Annotated in this window: 20 protein-coding genes; 16 read left to right on the top strand and 4 right to left on the bottom strand. The window is 47.3% G+C overall.

Annotation, left to right across the window (positions count from 1 at the left end):
- Nucleotides 1-165 precede the first annotated feature (165 nt).
- From IAQ59_RS01395 to IAQ59_RS01360, 8 genes are all read left to right on the top strand, one after another.
- The gene (locus IAQ59_RS01395) at nt 166-3,423 is read left to right on the top strand and encodes a SusC/RagA family TonB-linked outer membrane protein (RefSeq protein ID WP_209328967.1); all 3,258 of its coding nucleotides are present in this window, start codon (nt 166-168) and stop codon (nt 3,421-3,423) included.
- Nucleotides 3,424-3,442: 19 nt separating this feature from the next.
- On the top strand, nt 3,443-4,996 hold the full coding sequence (locus IAQ59_RS01390; protein ID WP_209328966.1) for a SusD/RagB family nutrient-binding outer membrane lipoprotein: 1,554 nt from the start codon (nt 3,443-3,445) through the stop codon (nt 4,994-4,996).
- Nucleotides 4,997-5,267: 271 nt separating this feature from the next.
- Nucleotides 5,268-7,817, top strand: a complete 2,550-nt coding sequence (locus IAQ59_RS01385; protein WP_209328965.1) for a phosphocholine-specific phospholipase C — start codon at nt 5,268-5,270, stop codon at nt 7,815-7,817.
- 255 nt (nt 7,818-8,072) lie between these two features.
- Nucleotides 8,073-9,077: a 2-dehydro-3-deoxygalactonokinase gene (locus IAQ59_RS01380; protein ID WP_209328964.1), complete on the top strand. Its 1,005-nt coding sequence runs from the start codon at nt 8,073-8,075 to the stop codon at nt 9,075-9,077.
- Nucleotides 9,046-9,690 (top strand): bifunctional 4-hydroxy-2-oxoglutarate aldolase/2-dehydro-3-deoxy-phosphogluconate aldolase, encoded by a 645-nt coding sequence (locus IAQ59_RS01375; protein WP_209328963.1) that lies wholly within the window; start codon nt 9,046-9,048, stop codon nt 9,688-9,690. Before IAQ59_RS01380 ends, IAQ59_RS01375 begins: the two co-directional genes overlap by 32 nt.
- Nucleotides 9,691-9,728: 38 nt before the next feature.
- A complete protein-coding gene (locus IAQ59_RS01370) occupies nt 9,729-11,090 on the top strand; it encodes a GntP family permease (protein WP_209328962.1) in 1,362 nt (453 codons plus the stop codon).
- Between the two features lie 19 nt (nt 11,091-11,109).
- Complete coding sequence (locus IAQ59_RS01365) at nt 11,110-11,946, top strand: fumarylacetoacetate hydrolase family protein (protein ID WP_209328961.1); 837 nt, start codon at nt 11,110-11,112, stop codon at nt 11,944-11,946.
- Between the two features lie 116 nt (nt 11,947-12,062).
- Nucleotides 12,063-14,339, top strand: coding sequence for a S9 family peptidase (locus tag IAQ59_RS01360; protein WP_209328960.1), 2,277 nt, complete (start codon nt 12,063-12,065; stop codon nt 14,337-14,339).
- Between the two features lie 2 nt (nt 14,340-14,341).
- Here the strand turns inward: IAQ59_RS01360 and IAQ59_RS01355 are convergent, their stop codons facing one another.
- Both IAQ59_RS01355 and IAQ59_RS01350 read right to left on the bottom strand, forming a co-directional pair.
- Nucleotides 14,342-14,761, bottom strand: coding sequence for a hypothetical protein (locus IAQ59_RS01355; RefSeq protein ID WP_209328959.1), 420 nt, complete (start codon nt 14,759-14,761; stop codon nt 14,342-14,344).
- 54 nt (nt 14,762-14,815) lie between these two features.
- Entirely contained in the window at nt 14,816-15,118 is a 303-nt protein-coding gene (locus tag IAQ59_RS01350; protein WP_245189352.1) for a hypothetical protein, read from the bottom strand.
- 472 nt (nt 15,119-15,590) lie between these two features.
- On the opposite strand from IAQ59_RS01350, the gene IAQ59_RS01345 reads away from it, so the two are divergent.
- From IAQ59_RS01345 to IAQ59_RS01330, 4 genes are all read left to right on the top strand, one after another.
- On the top strand, nt 15,591-16,355 hold the full coding sequence (locus IAQ59_RS01345; protein ID WP_425342590.1) for an MlaE family ABC transporter permease: 765 nt from the start codon (nt 15,591-15,593) through the stop codon (nt 16,353-16,355).
- A gap of 6 nt (nt 16,356-16,361) precedes the next feature.
- The gene (locus IAQ59_RS01340) at nt 16,362-17,099 is read left to right on the top strand and encodes an ABC transporter ATP-binding protein (RefSeq protein ID WP_209328958.1); all 738 of its coding nucleotides are present in this window, start codon (nt 16,362-16,364) and stop codon (nt 17,097-17,099) included.
- Between the two features lie 2 nt (nt 17,100-17,101).
- Complete coding sequence (locus tag IAQ59_RS01335; protein ID WP_209328957.1) at nt 17,102-18,088, top strand: MlaD family protein; 987 nt, start codon at nt 17,102-17,104, stop codon at nt 18,086-18,088.
- 100 nt (nt 18,089-18,188) lie between these two features.
- The gene (locus IAQ59_RS01330; protein ID WP_209328956.1) at nt 18,189-18,581 is read left to right on the top strand and encodes a VOC family protein; all 393 of its coding nucleotides are present in this window, start codon (nt 18,189-18,191) and stop codon (nt 18,579-18,581) included.
- Nucleotides 18,582-18,689: 108 nt separating this feature from the next.
- Here the strand turns inward: IAQ59_RS01330 and IAQ59_RS01325 are convergent, their stop codons facing one another.
- The gene (locus IAQ59_RS01325; protein ID WP_245189351.1) at nt 18,690-19,610 is read right to left on the bottom strand and encodes a TolB family protein; all 921 of its coding nucleotides are present in this window, start codon (nt 19,608-19,610) and stop codon (nt 18,690-18,692) included.
- Between the two features lie 104 nt (nt 19,611-19,714).
- Between IAQ59_RS01325 and IAQ59_RS01320 the strand changes: the two genes are divergently transcribed.
- The 4 genes from IAQ59_RS01320 (at nt 19,715) to IAQ59_RS01305 (ending at nt 22,528) form a co-directional block, all read left to right on the top strand.
- Nucleotides 19,715-20,800, top strand: coding sequence for an oxygenase MpaB family protein (locus tag IAQ59_RS01320; RefSeq protein ID WP_209328955.1), 1,086 nt, complete (start codon nt 19,715-19,717; stop codon nt 20,798-20,800).
- Nucleotides 20,801-20,933: 133 nt separating this feature from the next.
- Entirely contained in the window at nt 20,934-21,215 is a 282-nt protein-coding gene (locus IAQ59_RS01315; RefSeq protein ID WP_245189350.1) for a DUF2752 domain-containing protein, read from the top strand.
- Nucleotides 21,208-21,591 carry a TM2 domain-containing protein gene (locus IAQ59_RS01310; protein ID WP_209328953.1) on the top strand — a complete coding sequence of 128 codons (384 nt, stop codon included), beginning with the start codon at nt 21,208-21,210 and terminating at the stop codon, nt 21,589-21,591. Before IAQ59_RS01315 ends, IAQ59_RS01310 begins: the two co-directional genes overlap by 8 nt.
- Nucleotides 21,584-22,528 carry a DUF4097 family beta strand repeat-containing protein gene (locus tag IAQ59_RS01305; protein WP_209328952.1) on the top strand — a complete coding sequence of 315 codons (945 nt, stop codon included), beginning with the start codon at nt 21,584-21,586 and terminating at the stop codon, nt 22,526-22,528. Before IAQ59_RS01310 ends, IAQ59_RS01305 begins: the two co-directional genes overlap by 8 nt.
- A 32-nt stretch (nt 22,529-22,560) precedes the next feature.
- Here the strand turns inward: IAQ59_RS01305 and IAQ59_RS01300 are convergent, their stop codons facing one another.
- On the bottom strand, nt 22,561-24,309 hold the full coding sequence (locus IAQ59_RS01300) for an ABC transporter ATP-binding protein (protein WP_209328951.1): 1,749 nt from the start codon (nt 24,307-24,309) through the stop codon (nt 22,561-22,563).
- Nucleotides 24,310-24,318: the final 9 nt, after the last annotated feature.

The following is a 24,318-nucleotide window of genomic DNA, read 5'->3' as shown; positions in this document are numbered from 1 at the left end:
CTTGAAATGCTGCCTTGGTAGCTTTTTTGGGGCTTATTTTTATCGGCTTTTCTTGCCTAGTCCTCCAGGTTCCTATTTTGGAGTTTCACACTTTCCACTCATCTCAATCCTAGCCTGTTTAACCTTATTTCATACCATTTATCATTCTATATCAACCCACTTACTATGAAACATGTATTACACAAAGAGGGTAAAAAGCCCATTGACTTCCTATGCAGGATTTTCCTGTTGGGGTTGTTTTTTACGCTCATAGCCAATGTTGACCTGTATGCACAAAGCCGTATGGTTAGCGGCAAAATCACGGAAAGCAGTTCCGGAGATCCGGTTTTAGGAGCTTCGGTGCTGATAAAGGGCACCACGCGAGGTACGGTCTCCAATTTAGATGGAAATTATGAGCTGGAGGTTCCGGGTTCCGATGCCGTGTTGGTGATTTCTTATATCGGGTTTTCCACACAGGAAATTACTGTCGGCAACCAAAGCCAAATCAACGTCTCGTTGGAGTTTTCCTCGGAAGATCTAAATGAGGTAGTGGTCACCGCACTCGGTGTGGAACGGGAAACCAAGGCATTGGGGTATTCTGTGCAGGCGGTGGACGGTGACCGATTTACAGAGGCTAGGGAGACCAATGTGGTCAATTCACTGAGTGGCCGGGTAGCCGGTGTGCAAGTGACCAATTCCTCCAGTGGCATAGGAGGATCTGCTCGGGTAACCATTCGGGGAGAGTCCTCTTTGAACATCAATGCGAACCAGCCGCTGTTTGTAGTAGACGGGGTTCCTATAAGCAACAGCATAGTGGGAGCATCGGGATCCGGAACCCTGGAGGTAGATTATGGAAATGCTGCCGGGGAAATCAATCCGGACGATATCGCCTCGGTTTCGGTCCTAAAAGGGCCAGCGGCGGCTGCGTTGTATGGTTCTAGGGCTGCCAATGGAGCGATCTTGATTACGACCAAATCCGGAAAGAACAAGAAGGGTCTGGGAATCACCATCAATTCCAACACAACCTTTGAATCCCCGCTTTCGATGCCCCAGTGGCAGAATAAATACGGCCAGGGAAACAATGGGCTGTTCTCCTTTGTCAATGGACGCGGGGGAGGCCTTGCTGATGGTGTGGATGAAAGCTGGGGTCCTGCCATGGACGAAGGGCTTTCCATTCCTCAGTTTGATTCGCCCAGAAACGCGGCCGGATTCCGCGGAGGGGATTTGAATGCGCCTGCCGGAAGCACCATCAATCCAACTCCATGGGTAGCCCAGCCTAATAATATCAACGATTTCTTCCAAACAGGCGTCACCTTATCCAACAACGTGGCAATAGCTGCGGGAAGCGATAAATCAAATTTCCGTTTTTCTTGGACTAACCTGGATCAAACGGGCATTGTGCCCAATACGGATCTGAGGCGAAATACCATCGCAATGAACGGGATGACGCAAATTACAGACAAGCTGACGCTCAATACGGCCATAAATTACCAGAACTCCCTCAGTAGCAACCGTCCAAGTATCAGCTACGGAACCGAAAGTTTGATGTATCTATGGATATGGTATGGACGACAGGTAAACACTAGAAGTCTACGGGATTACTGGATGCCGGGATTGGAGGGTGTGCAGCAGTTTAATTACAATTACAATTACCACGACAACCCTTATTTTACGGTATATGAAAATACCAACGGGCAAAGCAAGGATCGGGTATTTGGAAACGTGATGGCAAATTATCAGTTTACCGATAAGCTCAGTTTGATGGTGCGAACCGGTTTGGATTTGTTCAATGACCTACGGGACAGACGAAGGGCGTTCAGTACGCAACGATTCCCTAGGGGGGCTTACCGCGAAGACATGGTTTATTTTAGCGAGCGAAACTCTGATTTCTTGCTGACGTACTCCGAAACTGGCAAATCCAATTGGACCTATACCGTCTCATTGGGAGGCAACCAAATGGTTCAGGAAAATCGGTTTCAACAAACGGTGGCTCCTCAGTTGTTGATTCCGAATATCTACAACTTTACCAATACGGCAGTTAACCTGCAAGTCAACCAATTCCGTTCTGAGAAGCGCATCAACTCCCTTTATGGATTTGGACAGATTGGATATAAAAACGTATTGTTTTTGGATGTGACGGGAAGAAACGACTGGTCAAGTACGCTGCCAGTGAACAGCAATAGCTATTTCTATCCTTCCGTTACGATGAGTGCAGTAGTGTCAGATATGATCGAGATGCCTGCTGCATTTTCCTTCTTCAAACTGCGGGGTGCTTTTGCCGAGGTGGGTAATGACACCGACCCCTACAGCCTCACCAATGTGTTTAACCCCGAGGTTGCCTGGGGATCTACACAGGTCAAATCCGAATCCAACCGCCTCACCAATGCAAACCTAAAGCCGGAGCGTACAGCCTCCTACGAGGTCGGTACCGATATCCGCTTTTTAAAAGGGAGATTAGGGCTGGATGTGACATACTATGATAACCGTACCCGTAATCAGATCATTCCGATTGAACTGGATATTTCTACCGGATATGCCAGCAGGATCATCAATGCCGGGGAGATCCAAAACAATGGCCTAGAGGTCATGGTAAACGGTACTCCCATTCAGAAGGCAAATGGAATCACCTGGAATGTTTCGGCAAACTTTACCAGAAACCGAAGCCGTGTACTTGAATTGACTGAAGGGTTGGATATCTATTCGATGGTTGGGAGAAACGGTGCCAATATTCAGGCCCGTGTAGGAGAGCGCATGGGCAATATTTACGGCAGGGGATTTGAGCGGGTAGAAGATCCCAATAGCCCATATTTTGGACAAATAATCCATAACACAAGCGGTACGCCGCTTACGGGGGCTGCCGTAAAGCTATGGGGCAACTACAACCCCGATTGGATGCTTGGTATTCAGAATACGTTAAATTATAAGCGTTTTTACCTTGGCTTCTTATTTGATATTCGCTACGGAGGGATCGTGGTATCACGTACTAAAACCATTGGTTCTACCGCTGGTCAGTTGGCAGAAACACTTTTGGGAAGGGAAAACGGTTACGACCTGACCCAAGAGGGAAATGGCATCATCAGCCCCGGTGTTATTCGAACAGCGGACGGTTCATTTATCCCGAACGATCGAAAAATCAGCTCCAGAGACTGGCATAACCGCTACTACGAGCGAAGCAATGTAGAAGCAGCCATGTACGATGCCTCATTCGTCAAACTCCGCGAAGTAACCTTGGGTGTGAATATCCCTGCGGCAGCTATGGGTCGACTTCCCTTCCAAGAAGCGAGACTCTCGTTGGTGGGCAGAAACCTGTTTTTATGGACCGAAAACCCGCACTTTGATCCAGAGACCATGGCGATGTCTGGGGGAACGCTCATTCCCGGTGTGGAAGATATGGCATTTCCTTCAACCAGAAGCATAGGGTTTAATCTGAACCTCAAGTTTTAACCTCTGAACATTCAAAATCATGAAAATACTATCAAAGATAACGTGTATGCTGACCGCATCTGTCCTATTGTTTTCGACAGGATGTGATCAGGACTTCGAAGAAGTAAACCGGAATCCAAACAACCCGGAAGTGGTTTCTCCGGCACTGTTGCTTCCCCATATCATTCGGGTAGCCAGTAATGAAATTGTGGGCAAGTCCTGGGGATTGGGAAATGTGGTGGTACAATATTCCGCAAAGATCCAATTTACCAACGAAGACCGCTACAATTGGGGTCCGCAAGGCAATCCATACAGTGTATTTTACAATGCCATGAGAGACGTAAACAACGTCATTACCCTGAGTGAGGCTTCTGGTCAGACCAATTACGTAGGGGTTGCGCTGGTATTGAAGTCTATGATGTATGCATTTATGACAGATGCCTATGGAGATCTTCCATATACCGAAGCCACCCGGGCAAAAGAGGAAATCAATTACCCGAAATTTGACAGACAAGAAGTGATTTACCAAGGAATTTTGAGTGATTTGGCCCGTGCCAACCAACTTCTCGGATCTTCCTCTGGAGCAATGGATGGTGATATTCTATTTGGAGGGAACGTCTCCAAATGGCGAAAGCTGGCCAATTCCCTTCGGCTAAGAGCGTTGATGAGATTGTCCAAGCGGATAGATCCCTCATCCGCTATGCAAGCAATCGTGAATGATCCAAGCGGCAGTCCCATCATTGCGAGCAACGATGACAATGCGGCACTCCAACACCTTCCCGATGTGCCCAACCAACATTATCTGTTTACAACCCGCTCCGGTTCATTTGACGAATACCGATTGAGTACCACCATGGAGCGTGTGTTGAAGGATTACAATGACCCGCGGCTGTTTGTGTATGCGCAGCCTACTACAGACTCTGGCGCAGGTTTGGTCGGAGAGCCAGAAGATTACGCGGGTGTTCCAAATGGACTTGCTGATGAAGATGCCTACGGGTACTCCCCAACCGGAGATCCTAATAAGGGAGGGTCAAATTTCATCTCAAATGTAGGCATGCTTTTCTCCTGTTTGCAATGTTCTCCTTTTGCCTCACCTACTGGGTTTCAGACCATGTTAATGAGTTATTCCGAGGTGCAATTCATTTTGGCAGAGGCAAGAGAAAGAGGGTATATTACCACCGGAGATGCTGAGACCTATTACTTAAACGGGATTCGCGCTTCATTTGACTATTACGAAGCCAGGCTGAGAGTAGCCAACCTTACTCCCATTGCCGATGTGACGCAGCCGGGCCCTGCATACTACCAGCAAGCAGAGGTAGCGTATTCTGGGTCTCAGCAAGAAAAATTGGTGAAAATAGGCACCCAAAAGTGGTTGTCTCTTTTCTTCCAGGGAATGGAAGGTTGGTATGATTGGCGAAGGACTGGAATTCCGGCAATCAGTCCGGGTCCGGCGGCATTCTTCGATACCGTACCTAGAAGGTTTATGTACCCAACCGGTGTTCAGGCACTCAATCGTGACAATTATCAAGAGGCTGTAGGCCGTCAGGGGGCCGATGTCATCACCACCCGGGTTTGGTGGGATGCTGCTGAATAGCAAATTACCCTAGGAAAGGTCCTGAGTTACGTGCTCGGGACCTCTCTTACATAAGCGGTTTTGATGTACCGAATTGGTCACCGTACCTTTAAGTTATAACTATTTTAGTACTTGCATTCCGTCAAAAATGCACCTAGCGTAGTGGTTTTGGGCAAGGAACGGAGATGCGGAAAAGCGAGCTCTCGCCATATGACAATTGCCTTTGTAGTTAGATGAGGCAATTGTTAGCTAGAAATAAATTTCCGATGGGGCGGGAAAAAAATTGAAAAGTATGAAAGACACACGAAGGGATTTTCTCAAGAAGGCAGCAGTATTTACTGGAGGCGCAAGTTTATGGTCTTCCTTTCCGGCTTCTATCCAAAAAGCCATGGCCATCAATCCCGAGAAGGGCTCCACGTTTATGGATGCTGAGCATATTGTGGTGCTTATGCAGGAAAACCGGTCCTTTGATCACTGCTTTGGTAAATTGAAGGGTGTAAGAGGGTTTAATGATCCCCGTGCAATCCGCCTGCCCAATCAAAATTTGGTTTGGCTGCAGAGTGATAAGCAGGGGAATACCTTTGCGCCGTTTCGGTTTAACATGAAGGACACTAAAGCCACCTGGATGAAGGACATACCTCATTCCTGGGAAAATCAGGTTGATGCTCGAAATGAAGGCAAATATGATGGATGGATCGAAGCCAAGCGGTCAGGTAGAAAGGAATTTGCCCATGTTCCCATGACCATGGGCTTTTACGAGAGAGAGGATATTCCATTCTACTATGCCTTTGCCGATGCATTTACGGTATGCGACCAGCATTTCTGTTCCTCGCTTACCGGTACGACAACGAACAGAAACTACCATTGGACCGGTAAAACCCACGGTGCGCCAGGAGACAAACCGAAGGTACGGAATTCAGATATTGGATATTCCAAAGAAGTAAATTGGAATACTTTCCCAGAGCGATTGGAAGACCATGGGATATCTTGGAAAGTCTACCAAAATGAAGTGAGCCTAAAAACAGAGCTCACTGGAGAAGATGAGTCCCTTTTGGCCAATTTTACCGATAACAACCTGGAATGGTTTTCCCAGTTCAAAGTGCGTTTTACGCCAGGTCATTATGCTTTTCTCAAGAAAATGGAAAGGGAACTGCCATCACAAATACAAGCCACTGAGCGCAAGCTTCAGGAGGGGCAGGGCAGCAGTCGCATAGAACTGGAAAAGGAGCTTGTCGAGAAAAAGCAGCAGCTGAATCTGGTGTTGGAAACCTTAAAAACCTGGAATCCCGAGAATTTTGATAAGCTGTCCGAGCGGGAGAAATCCCTGCATCGGCGTGCCTTTACGGTGAACACGGCCGACCCCGATTATCATTCCACTGAAGCGCTCACTTACCAGGATAATGGGGAAACCCGTGAGGTGAAGATTCCAAAGGGAGATATTTTTCACGAATTCCGCAAAGATGTAGCCTCAGGGACGCTACCGACGGTCTCTTGGTTGGTAGCTCCTCAGAAATTTTCAGATCACCCTAGTGCGCCTTGGTACGGGGCATGGTATGTTTCCGAGGCCTTGGATATCCTTACCCAAGATCCGGAGGTTTGGAAGAAGACGATATTCATCCTCAATTACGATGAAAATGACGGGTATTTTGATCATATCCCTCCGTTTGTGCCGCCTAAACCCGGAGTTCCTAAAAGCGGTAAGATGTCCGATGGATTGGATGCGACAGGCGAGTATGTGACGCTTCAACAGGAATTGGAAACCCCTGGAATGAAGCCGGAGAATGCGAGAGAGAGCCCGGTTGGCTTGGGATATCGGGTTCCGCTCGTGGTGGCTTCCCCTTGGTCCCGTGGTGGTTGGGTTAACTCCGAAGTCTGCGACATCACGTCGGTAATCCAATTAATGGAGGTGATTCTGTCAAAAAGAACTGGAAAAACGATAAAAGAAACCAATATCAGCGAATGGCGCAGGTCCGTATGTGGAGACCTGACCTCCGTCTTCCGGCCCTATGATGGGGAGAAATTTGATCTGCCTGATCCGGTCAATAGAGAGCATCACGTTAAATCTATCTATAACGCAAGTTTTAAAAACATTCCGGACAATTTTAAGGCATTGAGTTCGGTCGAAATCCAGCAGGCAAACGTTAACCCAAAATTGTCTCCTTGGTTGCCTAAGCAGGAACCGGGCACCAAGCCGTCTAATGGGTTGGCCTATGAATTGGAAGTAGATGGCGGGCTGGATAGCCGACGCAAAGAAGTAGCCGTACGGTTCTCGGCTTCCGACAAACTATTTGGTAAGCGGGCATTGGGAGCGCCATTTCAGGCCTATGTGCGTAATTACGGAATGGAGCAAGGCTTTGAGCCCCTATCGGTATGGTCATTTGCGGTTAAGGCAGGCGATAGTTTTGCGTACACTTGGGATTTGGAGGAATTTAGACAGGAAGCCTATGAGATTGAGGTATTAGGGCCAAACGGGTTCTACCGCCTCATTGCCGGTTCCGCCAACGATCCTAGGCTGAGTATGCAGGTAACCTACGAGAGAATCAACCGATTTAGTGTAGATGGATACGTAAAACTTCATTTGACCAATCAGGGTGTGGAGAAGGTACAATTGCTCATAAAGGACAATGCCTATGGGCAGGGTGGAAAGCGAGTTTCCCTTTCCCCTGGAAAAACCGATATGGTGTCCATTGATACCTCCAAAAGCTATGGGTGGTACGATTTTACCGTTTCGTGTGAAGGGAACGCACGCTTTACCCGGCAATACGCTGGAAGAGCCGAATTCGGAGGTCCTTCTCGCACCGATCCTTACATGGGGGGAGAGACCGCAGGTTCCTTAGGATGATTAGAGGCTGCTTTAGGTACGTTCCTAGCCGCTCTTTAATCCCGTTATCCGTCGCCTCAGCGCATGAGACGACGGATTTTTTTTATTTTTTGATGAACCCCGTTCTTATAACCAAGCTATTATTTCTATATTTAATTTTTGGATGGTTTTTTCCTTCCAAAATAATCCATGGAGTTCGTGGGGATAGCGTTTGAGTGAATTGCCTAAAAAAGCATATCATAAGCAAATAGTAGTCGTGGATGCAAAAGGATTCATATGGTGAGGTTTATCAGTTGTGACTGGGGAACGACGTCCTTTAGATTGAAGTTGGTGGATACTGCCGACCTTAAGGTACTTGCGGAGGTTTCCAGTGAAATGGGGGTGTCTAGGGTAAACCGGATGTTTTTAGATTCCGCTGCGGCGAGCGGTTATACACGGGAGAAATTCTTTAAGGAAACCCTCGCTAAAGGAGTCTTATCCCTTCAAGAGGCATTTGGTGGTGATCTGTCGGGCCTGATGATTATCTGCTCGGGGATGGCATCCTCCAGTATTGGCCTGCGGGAGTTGGCATTTACGCCCATTCCTTTTCATGTTTCCGGAAGGGACCTAAACATGGACTTCATTGGAGTCACGGACTCCTTTCCAAACTCACTGATCTTGCTTTCCGGGCTGAAAAGTGAGCAAGATGTCATGAGAGGAGAGGAGACCCAGCTTATTGGGATCATTCAAGACAACAAAACTTTCGAGGGTGACGGGTTATTTGTTTTTCCTGGAACCCACTCCAAGCATATCTCAGTTCGTGAAGGGTATGTGGTGGATTTCACGACCTACATGACCGGCGAGATGTTTGAAGTAATAGGAACCCAAAGCATCTTAAAAAATAGCATTTCTGCGAACGCTGATCTTTCTTCTTCAGACCACGTAGCTGCTTTTCGCGAAGGAGTTCACCGCGGATACAGGGATCCCTTGTTGTCCACGCTATTCAAAGTTCGTACGCAGGAATTGTTTCATACCTATTCGCCATCGCAAAACTACCATTATTTAAGCGGTGTCTTGATAGGCAGTGAGTTGAAAAATTTAGGTAAAGACAATCGTTTGCCCCTGTACCTGTGTGGTACCTCTAGTGTTTTTCACCCGTATCAGGTGGCATTTGAAACACTGGAAATTCCGGCTGTCACAGTTTCTAAGGAGATGGTAGAAATATCCGTGGTTTCCGGTCAATACAAGATTTTCAATCAAAATTTAAACCATGAAAGAAGCATTTTCTTGGGAAGCTTTTAATAAAATGCCTCTAGTGGGTATTTTGCGTAATATGCCCCCCGAGGCCTTGGATGAAATTGCCAAATGCATGATTAAGGCGGGGATATCCACCATGGAGATCACCATCAATACACCGGATGCCCTACGGGCCATCCGAGAGATGGTCGATAAATTCGGAGATAAATTGAATATTGGTGCAGGAACTGTTTGTACACTCACCGAGATGCATCAAGCGTTGGATGCGGGCGCACAGTTTATCGTCATGCCGATCTCAGATGAGGATGTGATCAATTACTGTGTTATCCATAAAATCCCCATTTTTCCAGGTGCCTTTACCCCTACTGAGATTTATCGGTCTTGGCAGATGGGGGCGACCATGGTAAAGGTTTTTCCTGCCAATGATTTGGGTCCTGGGTATATCAAAGACGTTTTGGCGCCCCTAAATGAAATTAAATTGATGCCCACTGGGGGCGTGACGTTGGAAAATCTAGGGGATTTTTTCAAAGCAGGAGCTGCCGGAGTAGGGCTAGGCGGTGGCTTGGTTCCGAAGGCATTGGTTCAGGCAAAGGATTGGAAAGGTTTGGAGAAGTTAATGTCTAATTTTGTCAGGATGTATAACAAAAGCACCCTCTAACGTATCCGATCGGCAATCTGAGAAACCCAAAAATACCCATGGATCAAACAATCTATCTTTTTATCATCACCACCCTGTCGATATTATTGTTATTGGTATTGGTGATGAAGCTAAAAGTACATGCTTTCATATCGCTCTTACTGGCCAGTACCTTTGTGGGGTTGGCTTCCGGGATGCCCTTTATGGATCTCATCGCCAACCTTCAAAAAGGGATGGGTGATATTTTGGGCTTCATTACCATCGTGGTAGGTCTGGGTGCGATTTTGGGCAAATTGTTAGAGGTGTCAGGTGGGGCGCAAACCTTGGCTCACTTTATCATCAAAGGGTTTGGCGAAAAAAGGACAACATGGGCACTCATGCTGACAGGATTTATCGTGTCTATACCGGTGTTTTTGGACGTGGGTTTTATCATCTTAATACCACTGATTTATGCCCTAACCAAGAAATCAGGGCTTTCCATGTTACATTACGCCATTCCTTTGCTCGCGGGGATGGCTGTTACCCATGCCTTTATTCCGCCTACTCCCGGCCCGGTAGCGGTAGCTGAGATTATCAATGCCAATCTGGGTTGGATGATCATTTTCGGTGCGGTCATCGGCTTGCCATGTTCCATTATCGCCGGACCCATTTTCGGCCGGTACATTTCCAAAGAAATTTTTGTCCCGGTTCCATCTCACATTGAATTCAAAGCAGATACAGAAACGCCCCGAAAGAGTGATTTTTACATGATTGCGTTCGTGATTACGCTGCCGCTATTGCTTATCCTGCTGGCCACCACTAGTGGCATGTTTGTAGGGCTGGGCTATTTGGATGGAGATCATTTTCTGGTGGGCATGGCTCAGTTTATCGGCCACCCGTTTATGGCACTTACTGTAGCTACCCTGATAGCATCCTATTTTTTGGGTTTTAAAAAAGGATTCAAAGCCAAACAGTTGCTGGAATTTTCTGATAAGGCCTTGGCACCGGCAGGTTTGATCATCGTGATCACCGGAGCCGGTGGCATGTTTAAGCAAATTTTAGTGGAGAGTGGTGCCGGGGAAGCACTTGCACAGGTATTTATCGAGTACAATGTAGCCCCAATCGTAATGGCCTATGTGATTGCCGTCGTGATTCGGGTGATTCAGGGATCGGCTACGGTAGCGATGGTCACGGCCGCAGGGATGATTGCTCCGGTCATCATGGGCTTGGAGTATTCAGAACCGATGAAAGCTCTAATAGGGATTGCCATTGCTGCTGGATCCTGCATACTATCCCATGTAAACGACAGCGGTTTTTGGCTCGTCAAGAAATACCTCGATATTTCTGAGAAACAAACCTTACAAACTTGGACAGTGATGGAAACCATCATCTCTCTTAGCGGTTTTCTGATTGTTCTGTTGCTATCTATCTTTATCTCATAATACACCATAACCCAAACCTATGAAACTCTACCGAACAAAAAATGGTATCATCGCGGAGAAGGCGGCAAAGTTCTATGCACTTCCCCAAGAAGACTGGGATGTATTCGTCAATGACGATACGCTCTTCGATAAGCTGAATAAGCTACTGGCGGAAATGGAACCCTCTGTAGATGCTGAAAAATCCGTCCAACAGGGTTTGTTGCCTCCCGTTCAAAACCAGGAAATCTGGGCCAGTGGGGTGACTTATTTTCGGAGTAAATTGGGGCGTCAGGAAGAAAGCAAAGACAGCGGTGGGGCTACTTTTTACGAGCTGGTATACCACGCCGAAAGGCCTGAATTATTTATGAAAGCTTCGGGTCACCGGGCAGTGGGGCACGGTGATAAGGTTCGTATCAGAAAGGACTCCACTTGGGATGTGCCTGAGCCGGAACTTACGCTGGTAGTTACTTCTTCAGGAAAGATCGTGGGATACACTGTTGGGAATGATATGAGCTCACGAAGCATAGAAGGTGAAAACCCCCTGTATCTCCCACAGGCCAAAATTTACGATGGATCAGCCGCGGTGGGCCCTTGTATTTTAGTAACAGAAAGCCCGCTGTCTCCAAATACGCAAATCAGTCTATCCATAAGAAGGGAGGGGAAGGTAGCCTTTGAAGATACAATCGCCATTTCTCAGATCAAAAGGAAGTTCGAGGACTTGGTTCGGTACCTCTTTTTGGAATATGCTTTTCCGCATGGCGCATTGCTAATGACAGGAACAGGCATAGTTCCAGATAGTAGTTTTACCCTCGCAAGTGGAGATGAAATCAGCATTACGATAGAAGGCATCGGTACGCTGACGAATGTGGTCGCGTAATGTTCATTGGGCTTCTCGGGGCCGGAAGGTTTGGTAGGAGCCCTTTTTCTTTTTCTGTTTTGCCGTAATTTTGAAGAATGAGACCTGCCGCTTAGTTTAATTCTCCCATTCTCCGTATGATGACTTATTTCCGATTCTTAAGTGCCCTTTTGATTTCCTTGTCACTTCAAAGCAACCGTTCTTTTGCGCAGGTGACAGAAGATACCTATCGAAAAGCGGCGTATTTTCTCAGCGGCAATATGCAGCAGGAGGTGTACCATCTAGAGGTTATCCCCAACTGGCTACCGGATTCCACTGGTTTTTGGCATGTCACCAACACCCGTGAAGGAAAGCGCTTTTTTGTTACCGACATTTCCTCTAGGATCACCGAGGAAGCCTTCGATCACGTGACCCTCGCAGCCACCATGCAAGAGAAAAGTACGGTCGCGGTAGATCCGGAAGCATTGCCCTTCTCCCGTATACGAATCGAGAAGGATGGTGGAATTACTTTTTCCTGGAACGGGCGATCTTGGATATTTCATCCCATACAGAATTCCCTCGAATCCAAGGAAAGTATGGTTTCGAGTAAGGACAGCGAACGAAGCACGTCACCGGACGGGCAGTGGGAGGCCTTCCGAAAGGGACACAATCTGCATGTCAGAAACCTTCATACGGGGCAAGAGCGGCAGCTTAGCACCAACGGACGCAAAGGTTTCGAATATGCAAACCGATACGGATGGGGTGACCTGATGCAGGGAGAAGGGGAGGAACGGCCTTCTAATTTTCACGTGGTTTGGTCTCCAGACTCAAAAAAAATATTGACAGGGATTCAGGATTTACGATTGGCAGAGAAAATGTATTTGCTGGATTACAGTAAGCCAGAAAGATTTCGTCCGGAACTGTACGGCTATTACCGAGGTTCACCGGGGGATACCACCGTGGTTCACGAGATTCCAGTGATTTTTGATATTGAAACGGGCACAGGCATCCTCCTAAATCACCTGAAAACGGCGCACTTTATGCCCAAAGGATTGCGTTGGACAGCAGATGGCAAACACCTCTATGGTGTTTATTACCCTCGGGGATTCAAGTCTTTGGAGGTAATAGAGGTAGATGCAGCTACGGGAGAAACCCGAGAAATTTACCAGGAGGAATCTGATACCCATATCGACTATGAAAACTTTTTCCGCAGAGTTGGGAAGGATAAATTTTTGCTGGCATCACAGCAAAGTGGTTGGAGACATTTGTACCTCCATGATTGGGCAAGCGGCAAAGCATTGGGTGCCGTTACCAAGGGAGAGTACCCAATAACCGATTTGGTATATGTGGATGAGGAGCGAGAACTTATTTATTTTATGGCTTCCGGTAGAGAGGCAGGCAGAAACGTCTATTATCCGCACTTGTATAGGGTGAAATGGGATGGTACGGGTATGGCACTACTTACCCCCGAAGACGCTTACCATCAGATAAGTTTGTCGGCAGACAAGAGGTACTTTGTCGATAATTTTTCGACAGTTAGTCAACCCACCCGATCAGTATTGCGCTCGTTGGAGGATGGTGAGCTGTTGATGAACATCTCTGAGGCGGATGATTCCAATCTCAAGCAGCGAGGGTATCAAGCTCCGAGGATGTTTTCTGCCACTGCCAAGGATGGAAAAACCGAGATACATGGAGTTTACCACCTTCCAACTGATTTCGATCCAAGGAAACGCTATCCGGTGATAGATTATACCTATACCGGACCTCATACCGCGGTCACACCAAAGACGTACAAGGCTGCTTTATTGGGGTTACAACAGCCGATGGCTGAATTGGGCTTTTTAGTGGTTACGGTGGATGGGTTGGGGACCTCCGGTCGTTCAAAGGCTTTTCAGGATGTCTCCTACCGGAATTTGGGAGATGGTACTACGGACCACGTTATGGCGATCCGACAACTTGCCTCCCGCTATGGTTTCATTGATTTAGACCGTGTGGGCATATTTGGCCATTCTGCGGGCGGTTACGATGCCGCAAGGGCCATGCTACTTCATCCCGATTTCTACAAAGTCGGCGTATCGTCGGCCGGTAACCACGACCAACGGATGGAAAAAGCATGGTGGCCTGAGATGTATATGGGGTATCCAATAGGTGATTTTTACGAGGAACAATCCAATATTACCCATGCATCTAAACTAAAGGGAAAGCTTCTCCTGGCACATGGCGGGATGGATGAAAACGTAAATCCTTCAGGAACCTACAAGTTTATCGAGGCATTGATCGCAGCGGGCAAAGATTTCGATCTCTTTATTTGGCCAAGCCGAAACCACAGTTTTGGTCGAACGGATGGTGATTATTTCACTAAAAGGCGCTGGGACTATTTCATCGAGCACTTGATGGGAGAGAAGCCGCTGTTGCACTATAAGCTGGAAAAGTAAGCCTAGGTATGTTTTTGTAGGTCAACCAACGTCAATACAATCAATCCCATTGCCAAGGCAACGCCAAAGCTTAAAAGCGTCCCTATCAACATGTATTCGGTTAATTTTCGGTCTTTGGATTCCCTTAAATCACCGAAGCGAAAGACAGACTTGGCAGCCAACAAAAAGCCGATTGCCTGCCAGTTTCCGGTGGTTACAAAAGCAAAGACAAATAGCCGTTCCAATATGCCTATGTATTTTTCGGCGTTTCTCAGGGATTCCTCGTTTGGGTCATCCAGCGCTCTAGACCAGTTAGAAAGTGCTACTTGGATCATAATGCCACTCACGCTGGTTAGAAATAGGAGTGCAGTAGTATAAATCCAAAACGTGGGTCGGTTAATCCATTCAACCCATTCGGTTAGATCGGCTGGCTCTTCTGACATGGTGATCCATAAAATCACCGATCAGTTGGGCCAAAATAAGCTTGATGAGAAGGATCATCGTGTCAGCATGGTTAACTTTTTCCGGAACATCTGTTCTACGTCGAGCAAGTCTTGTGCATACGACCTACTCCATCGACCACTCACGGAATTCTGCTTTATCCCCAGTTGCTTTCCAATCGCTATTTGGTTAACATTAGGGGAACGAAGTACGATTTCCATTAATTCTGCGGAGGAAACCGACAATTTGTCCATTAAATTTCCTGCCAGCTTCAAATACAGGTTTATTTCCTCATCGAAGTGGGGCCAAGGACTTTGAACCCCCAGCTTTCCAATAGTTGCTCGAGTGGTGATAACCACTTCTCTTGGTCTTTCAGGTGTCGTGAAGCGATAATATCTCCTTTTATGACTGCTATCATAAGGTCGATATCGTTAAATAATATGATTTTTCCAAATATCGTTTAAACCAACGATAATATAGATTATCGTTGGTTTAAACGATGCTTATACAGGTAACTTTGCCAAGTAGCTATTCTAAATGGAATCAATCTGATTGTCTAGCAGTGCCAAGGGGTGTTGATTTCCTCAAAATCACGTAAAATGCGTGCCTGGTTTTAAAAAAAAACTGATTTTTATCATGTTTTTTAAGGATAATCGGCAAGGTTCTGTATGGGAGAAATAGCGATATTCGTCAGTTAGGCAATAAGTCAAGCAAACCCATTTGGGAAGCTTTGGAAATTAGCCAAGGATTCAATCATAAACTCAGTATCCGAAAGGACTGACCAAGCGGGTTTTGGTCTGAGGATAACAAGGGACAATAAATAGCGGAAAAATGGAGATGCAAGAGTCCAGCTTTTTAAAGGAGGTAGGCGAAATCGCCCGGTTTACCGGACGGTTCTTTCGTGAACTCTTCAAGCCGAAGCAGGAATACATCGAGTTTATCAATCAGTGTTTTTGGATCGGTTACAAGTCGCTCACGTTAGTGGGTATCACCGCATTTATCATGGGGTTGGTATTAACGATACAGTCCCGTCCGACCTTGGTAGAATTTGGAGCTGAGGCCATGCTGCCTGCAATGGTGTCCGTTTCACTTATACGGGAAATTGCCCCCGTGATCACTGCATTGATCTGCGCGGGAAAAATTGGTTCCGGAATCGGCGCAGAACTAGGTTCGATGCGGGTGACGGAACAAATTGATGCCATGGAGGTTTCCGGTACCAATCCCTTTAAGTACTTGGTGGTTACCCGGGTGATGGCGGCGACCTTGATGGTGCCTGTTCTATCTAGTGTCGCAAATGCCATTTCGCTATACGGGGGCTATCTTGGGGTGAATATCCGAGGGCAGGTAAGTTGGGATCTGTATTGGACACAAGTATTCAATGCCCTAAGCTTTGGCGATGTGCTGCCTTCCTTGGTGAAGACTTTCTTCTTTGGATTTGTTATTGGGATTGTGGGGTGCTATAAGGGCTATCATTCCAAGCGTGGAACGGAAGGGGTAGGGCGATCTGCTACCACGGCGGTGATTGTGGCTTCTCTGCTGGTGTTTATCGTCGATTTAATTGCGGTGCAAATTACCGATTTACTGGGGCTAACTTGAGCAGAGATGGGAGGAGAAGTAGTCATCGAAGTTTCCGACTTATATAAATCCTTTGGAGACAACCACGTATTGAAGAATTTCAACCTAAGGCTGTATGAGGGTGAAAATCTGGTGGTACTGGGAAAGTCAGGTTCGGGCAAGTCAGTGCTGATCAAGTGCATCATCAACTTGATTCGTCCTGACAAGGGACAAATTGTGGTACTGGGACAGGATATCAGCTTACTGGATCAAGATGAATTGGATCACCTACGTGCAGATGTGGGTTTTCTCTTTCAGAGCAATGCCCTCTACGATTCCATGACGGTGCGGCAAAACCTGTTGTTTCCGCTTCGAAGGCATTGGACCCGTAAAAGGCGTGATGAATACGCAGAGCAGGCGGTAATGGAGGCTTTGGAGGATGTTGGCCTAGCACATACCCTACATATGATGCCTTCTGAATTGTCAGGAGGGATGAAGAAGCGGGTTGCATTGGCCCGCACGTTGATACTTCGTCCCAAAGTGATTCTATATGACGAGCCGACCACCGGGCTTGACCCCATTACGTCCCGGGAGATTAGTGAGTTGATTGTAAAGGTACAGCATAAATATCAGACGGCATCTATCATTATCTCCCACGATTTGAGTTGTATACGCCATACTGCCAACAGGGTGGTTATGCTGCTGGAGGGCAGGTGTTATGCAGAGGGAACCTATGAAAACTTAACGCGGTCTGATGATCCGAAAATCCGAACATTCTTTGAATAGTCATGAGCACAAATTATAAATTATCAAACACTAAACTCGGCGCCTTGGTGACAGGGGGGCTATTGTTTCTGGTATTGACTCTCTATATGATCGGTAAAAACCAAAATATTTTTGGGGCTTCCATACAGGTGGTTTCGGTAGTCGAGGATGTTTCTGGATTGATGCCGGGAAACAATGTGCGATATAAGGGGATGAATGTGGGTACGGTAAAATCCGTGGAGATGTCTGAACAAGGTAATATCCTTGTGACAGCTTACATACAGCGTAAGATGAAACCTTTCATCCAAAAGAATGCCTATACCAGCATATCCACCGATGGATTGATGGGGAATAAGCTCTTGCTGATTATACCCCTTCCCGGTGAAGCGGGATTTATCGAAGAAGGGGACACCTTGTATGCACGGCCTGGAACGGATATGGATAAGCTGATTGAAAAGCTGGATAAAAGCAGCGACTACCTGAACCATACCCTTTTGAACCTCGCAGCAATAAGCGATCGTTTGGCAGGGAGTAACGGATTGTGGGAATTGTTGGCGGATTCCGCCATTACCTCAGACCTTAAAGAGGCCGTGGCCTCCATACGTGATGTAGGCCGTCAATCTCGAGAAATGGCCCGTGCGGGAAGATCCCTTATCGAAAACCTGGAAGCAGGAGATGGCTTGGTCACGCGGTTTTTTACAGACACGGTCATGGTAGCTAACGTGGAACATACGCTGGAAAACTTGCAGGAAGGCAGCCAACAGGTAGTAGCCCTCGTGGAGGCCATCAATCAAGTTATGCAACGGGTCGATTCCGGCGAGGGTCCTGCGGGGATGCTACTCACGGATAGCATCGCGAGAGAAAGCCTTGCCAATACCCTCTTGAATATCGAAAAGAGCACGGAAAACTTCAACCTAAATATGGAGGCCTTGAAGGAGAATTTCTTGTTTCGTCGGTATTTTCGACGTCAAGCTAAGCAGGAACGTGAAGCCAAAGAGGGCGATTTGTAGCCAGCTTGCACTGTGAGATATTCATAGTTTCGCATAATACCTCCTCCGGTTGGACATTCGGGAAGTGAAGTGTATATTCGTTGGTGAAAATTATGAGCAAATGAAGATAGAACATTTAGCACTCAATGTAGTCGATCCCATCGCCATGTCGGCTTGGTATGAATCCCATCTAGGTCTTGTCGCGGTGAAAAAAATGCAGGAGTCACCTTACATGATTTTTTTGGCAGATGACAGCGGCAAAATCATGATTGAAATTTATCAAAATCCCAAAGCCGCCGTGTTGGATTTTCCCTCGTTGGACCCGCTTCAGCTCCATTTGGCTTTTGTATCTGGAGATCCGGGGTCGGATGCGCAGCGTCTAATGCAGGTAGGGGCTACCTTGGTAAGCGATGATACCCTTCCAGATGGAACCCGATTGGTGATGCTTAGAGACCCATGGGGATTAGCTCTTCAGTTGGTAAAACGCGCAAAAACCCTATTGCCTAACCCCTAGTAGGTATGGATGGATCCTGTTCATCCATTCACCTATTGTCTTGGCTACTATTTCAGGGGTAATCTATGGGATCACATTGGGTTGGGGCCTACCCGCGCGTCCGAATGATTATTTCAGGCGATCCATGACTAAGATGAGCTTATCCTTTCGAGGACTTAATGCCATCCGGCTAATGCTACCGTACCCGGGGACAGAAACCACCGCAAAGCGCTGCCAGTCTTCTTTTTTTCTCACATGTCGAAAATAGAGGTCTTTGCCCCTGGCCATGATTACCCGGTTTTTGTCCAGCCACAAAAAATCTTCGGATCCGGGTAGAGTCGGGCCAAGATTTTCAATCGTGCGGGTCTTGGGATCATAAGCCTTCAGGGTGTAGGCAATACCTTCCGCAGTAGAAGTGGCCTGGCTGTGGTCAATGAAACCGATGCTTCGTTGATTGGGCCTGGCCTGTATGCATCGGCCCACGTCAAAGGCAATGGGTTGTAGGTCGGCCTTGCCGTAGGGAAATACCAATTTGTTCACTTCATTACCCACCACGGCGAGCGCAGCAACATCACCGGCCCAGCCATAGTAGCCTACAGGGCTGATGTCGTCATAAAGAAGCTCAGGCTCTCCGAAATTTATGGGATACAGCCAAAGACGTTGCTTTCCGTCCTGTTCCACCCGCACCGCAGAAATATAGGTACCACAGGCAGTAAGTGCCGGTGAGTACTCGCTAACTTCGTTGGTGCGTGTCATGTTGGTAAATTTTTTGGTTTCGAAGTTATACAGAATAACATCACTGCTGCCATTCTTTGCACTAGACGTAAATACGAGTTGCTGGTTGTTGATAAAAAAGGGTTGGTTATCGTAGCCATCCCGATTGGTAACCTGCTGGGCACTTCCGGGTACTACCTGCAAGCCTGCTGCACTGGGTTTGGTATCCAGTAGAATCAAATCAAAAGCATCCTGAGCAGCCAACGATTGAAGACCTGTCAAGACAAGCATCAGCCATAGCAAAACAGGTTGCTGGACGGATAAGGAAAAAGGCATCCGATATCGGGTTGGGTAAGTACGTGAGGAATGACTTAGACGTTGAAACATGAGTTTCGGGTTAGAATCTTCGAACTAAAGTACAAAATAGTGGTTGAAATCTGGTGGGGAAACTAGATTTATATACATCACAAGGACTTCAGCTACTCAGGGGTAAGCAGGATCCACTGGCAGATAGGGCTGTGAAGGCGCTGCTTGCTGCTCCCGAATGGGCGGTTCAAATCAACACGTGGAAGGATTTGCCCACCGGATCCCTCTCAGGAATGCCAAAAGATTTGGCCGATTTTCTGGCATTTTACCAAGTGCGTACTTGGAAGGCAGACGGCGAAATGGTTTCGCGCGCGCAGCATTTTTTTGAAAAGCATGCCTCGGTTTACCTTACCCTTTTGGGCTTTTATTCACTTCCTTACACCTACGCTTTCGCAGATGGTGCCCAGGTTCTGGTACGATCCAAGCGTATTTTAGAAGATACGGGAAGACGGTTGGATGAAACGCTTTTTTTTGTTCTGGAAGCTTTTCGGCCGGGCACTTTCATGGACAATGGACAGAGTCTCCTGACTTTGGCAAAGGTTCGGCTGATACATGCCTTTTCCCGATATTTTATCCACACCTATGCAAGTGACTGGGATCTGGCCTGGGGTCAGCCAATCAATCAAGAAGACCTATTGGGTACGAACTTAGCCTTTAGCCTAATTGTATTGAGAGGTTTTAACAAGGCAGGAATATCCGTAGGCAAACTGGATATGGAAGCCCTGCTCCATTACTGGAAGTGGATAGGAGTGGCAAACGGACTTGATGTGCGGTATTGGCCAGAAACTGCCAAGGAAGCTTTTTGGCTGGAAAAGCGGATTAGGGAACGCCATGTGCGCAAAGCTGATGCCGGAGTCCTACTTATGAGTAAGTTGCTGAAATTTTATCAGGCAACATTGCCGACCGCAGTGCCTATTCAGGTTCTGGAAGGGTTGATTGCCCATTTTTTGGGAGAAGAATTGGCAGCGGTACTTTCGCTTTCTAAAACCAAGCTGGTACCCTCTACAGCTTATGGGTTTTTGGTGAGTACAGGCTTTTTTACCTCATCCAGCCATTTGGACAGTTATCCCAGAATCCGCCGGTTTTTTGAGCTTCAAATGCAAGAGAAGTATGGAAAATCCATGCATTTACAGATTCCCGTGCCAGGCAGGAGGTTTTAGTACGATTGTCCGAAAACGGGCAAAATGTGTCCGCTATTTTGGTGCTCAATAAGGTAAATAGGCCATTTATGGGGTTTTTTCGCGTATTTTAGACTTGGCATTTTATTCGTATATAGCTTTTGAAAACGAAGGCATGCGAATTCCCTATGATCTTTTTATTTGGCCGGCATTGCTCATTGGTGTGGCGTTGATTCCATTGGAAGCGGAGGTCCACCTGAGTATTTGCCCGATTCATAACCTTGGATTTAGCTGGTGTCCTGGTTGTGGGTTGGGCAGGTCTATGAAATACTTGATGGTAGGGGAGTGGCAACGTAGCTGGGATTTGCATCCATTGGGTGGATTTGCTTTTCTGGTGATCGGTATTCGGATGGCGGAAATTTTCAAACACATTAAAACAACAAAAAACAATGGCTAATGTATTAAAGCACCTTCCAGAATTGGAAGGTATGGAACTGGGGTATATTCAAGGTATCCTGAAGAATATGGACGATGAACAGGCAAACCTCTTTGCACAGGTGTACAGGGCGCGAAGAAAGGACAGTCAGATGATCTTGATTCTTACCCTGCTGGGATTTTTTGGGTTTGCGGGTCTGCACCGTTTTATCTTGGGGCAGATCGGTTTGGGTATATTGTATTTATTGACAGTTGGCCTGTGCTTTATTGGAACAATCGTGGATTTGGTCAACTACAAAAGCCTGGCTTATGAATACAATATCAAGATTGCCCACGAAACGATATCCTTGATGGCGAATGGTTTTGATGTCAAAATTAACGAAAAAGGCGATGAATAAGGTTGGTTCCTATCTTGCAGTTTCGTTCGCTGGATTACTTTTTTTTGGCTGTAATTTTAGGCAGCTTGAAGTGATTACCGACGAGGAGGCGACGTTTGACGGTATCGCCGAAATCTCTGTAGCAGGTGGTGCCCTAGAGGTTCGTTATGTGGGCGTTGAAGGCGTCGAAGAGGTGACCCTAACGGCGTATCTGGAGTCCAATGATCCCATTTCGGAGGGCATTGTATACCATAAGCGAGGGGATAGGCTAGAGGTGATGCTGCCTGAAAGCGATAGTCCATTTTCGTTTTGGACAGGAAGGACCAAAGGGTACGTTCACCTCAGCGGCCCAAAAGACATAAAGCTTGATTTAAAGGGATCTTCCGGGGTACTTGACATTGCCCACATACGCGGAGACATCTTTGATTTTAGCATTAGTTCCGGAAAGATGGAACTGACGGACGTAACGTGCAATGCATTGAAATTGGCCTGCTCTTCCGGCAAATTGGAAGCATCAGGGATCAGTGGTGCCGTGGATCTCCGTTTGTCCTCCGGCTTGGCCGTGTTGGAAGACGTGGAAGGAAACGTGCAGTTTAAGGGTTCCAGTGGCAGTGTATCCATTCAGGATATCAACGGGAGAGTCGCGGGAAGCATGAGCTCGGGAAAGGCTTCCTTGAATCAGGTAACTGAATTGGGTGAGTTGAGTTTGGCATCGGGGATGCTAACTGCTGAACGGGCTGGACTCGGTGCCGAAACATCCTTGTCCGTGTCATCCGGATACATGAGGGTCACCACAAATGCGTCCCTTGCGGACTTCAATTATGATTTCTCCGTTGGCAGTGGGCATTTAACCATCGGTGAAGAAGGATACACCGACGATATCCATCGGGATAATGGCCGTGTGCATACCATAACGGGAAAAGTGCAGTCCGGCAAATTAGAGCTGGTGTCCCGTTAAGTGATTAGATGGATACAATAGCCAAAGACGGGTTAAATCTTCGCTTGGTAGGTATATAGGTCGTAATACCTGCCTTCGAGTGCCAAAAGTTCGGCATGTCGTCCCCGCTCCACAATCTGCCCATTTTCCACGACGAGGATTTGGTCAGCCTGGCGGATGGTGCTTAGGCGGTGGGCGATGACAAAGGTGGTTCTGCCTTTCATCAATTCCTTGAGGCTGGCTTGGATATACTGCTCGCTTTCTGCATCTAAATTGCTAGTGGCTTCATCCAAAATAAGAATTCTGGGATCTGCCAATATGGCCCGAGCGATGGCGATCCGCTGCCGCTGTCCACCGGATAATTTCACACCTCTTTCGCCGATTAAGGTGTCCAGACCATCTTCAAATCGATCCGTAAATTCGTTGACATAAGCAGCTCTTACCGCTTGGGTAAGGCGTTCGTCTCCTGCATCGGGTCGGGGAAAAAGGATGTTTTGGCGGATGGTCCCTTCAAACAGAAAATCATCCTGCAATACCACACCGAGTTGGTTTCGGTAACTGTCCAGTTTAAGCTGTCTAAGGTTGTAGCCGTCTACGGTGATCGTGCCTGACGTTGGGTTTAGAAACGAAGCGACCAACCCAGATAGGGTGGTCTTACCAGAACCGGAACTACCCACTAACGCGGTCACTGTGCCTGCGGGTGCGAGGAAGCTCACATCGTTGATTACGGGTTTGCCCGCATCGTAGGCAAATGAGACGTTTTCAAACTGGACATCTCCTTTCAGTTGCGGCACCACGAGGGTGCGGTTCCTGTCTGCCGTTTCTAGTGGCTGATTCATCAGTTCTTCTGTTCGGTCTAACCCGGCAAAAGCCTCCGTCAGTTGGCTCCCTATATTACTCATCTGTAGAATGGGGGCGATCATAAAGCCAAGCAGCAAAGTGAATGCGAGGAAGTCACCAAAAGTAAGGGTTTCGGTCATGATCATGTATCCGCCAATACCCATGATTCCAGCCGATGCGAGGCCCAATAGCAGGGTGGCTGCGCTTGTTACAAAGCTTGTAGTGGTCAGACTGCTCTTTACGTTGAGAAAGAGACGGTTTACCCCTGTTTCGAAGGTGGTAATCTCCTGATTTTCTGCATTGAAGCCTTTGATCACACGGATGCCTCCTAGTGTTTCAGTAAGCCTTCCCGTTACTTCGGCGTTTATTTTTCCGCGCTCCCGGAAGATAGGTCGGATTTTTCCAAATGCCTTCATGGATATCAACCCGAAAATACCCACCGGAAGCAGCACAAATAAGGTCAATGCAGGGCTGATCACAATCAACAAAACCAAACAAATGAGCGATGTCAACACGCCACCTACCATTTGGGCCAAGCCTGTTCCCACGAGGTTGCGTACGCCTTCCACATCGGTCATTACCCGGGATACCAGCTCTCCAGTTTTTGCCGTATCGAAGAATCGGATGGGCAGCCGAATAATATGGGCCTGCACCTGCGCCCGTAGTTTGGAAATCAAATGCTGTGCTTCCACACTCAGGATTTGGGTAAGCGCATAGGAGCTTACCGATTGAATGATGACTGCTCCGGCTACCGCTGCAATGAGCCATTTCAAAAAGTCAAAGTTGGCTGACGGAATGACATCATCCATGAGGTATTTCGAAGCCCAAGGAAGCACCAATCCAGCTAATCTGCTCACTACGATCAGTGCAAGACCAATAAGAACCTGCTTTTTCCGTGGCCAGATAATGGTTTTAAATACGTTGGAAATGGTAACGCGGTTGGGAAGCTTTTTCTTGGCCATGGTAATGTG

It is taken from the genome of Lunatimonas salinarum, assembly GCF_017811155.1.
Classification (GTDB): Bacteria; Bacteroidota; Bacteroidia; order Cytophagales; family Cyclobacteriaceae; genus Lunatimonas; species Lunatimonas salinarum.
This window is presented reverse-complemented; position numbering and strand designations above follow the sequence as displayed.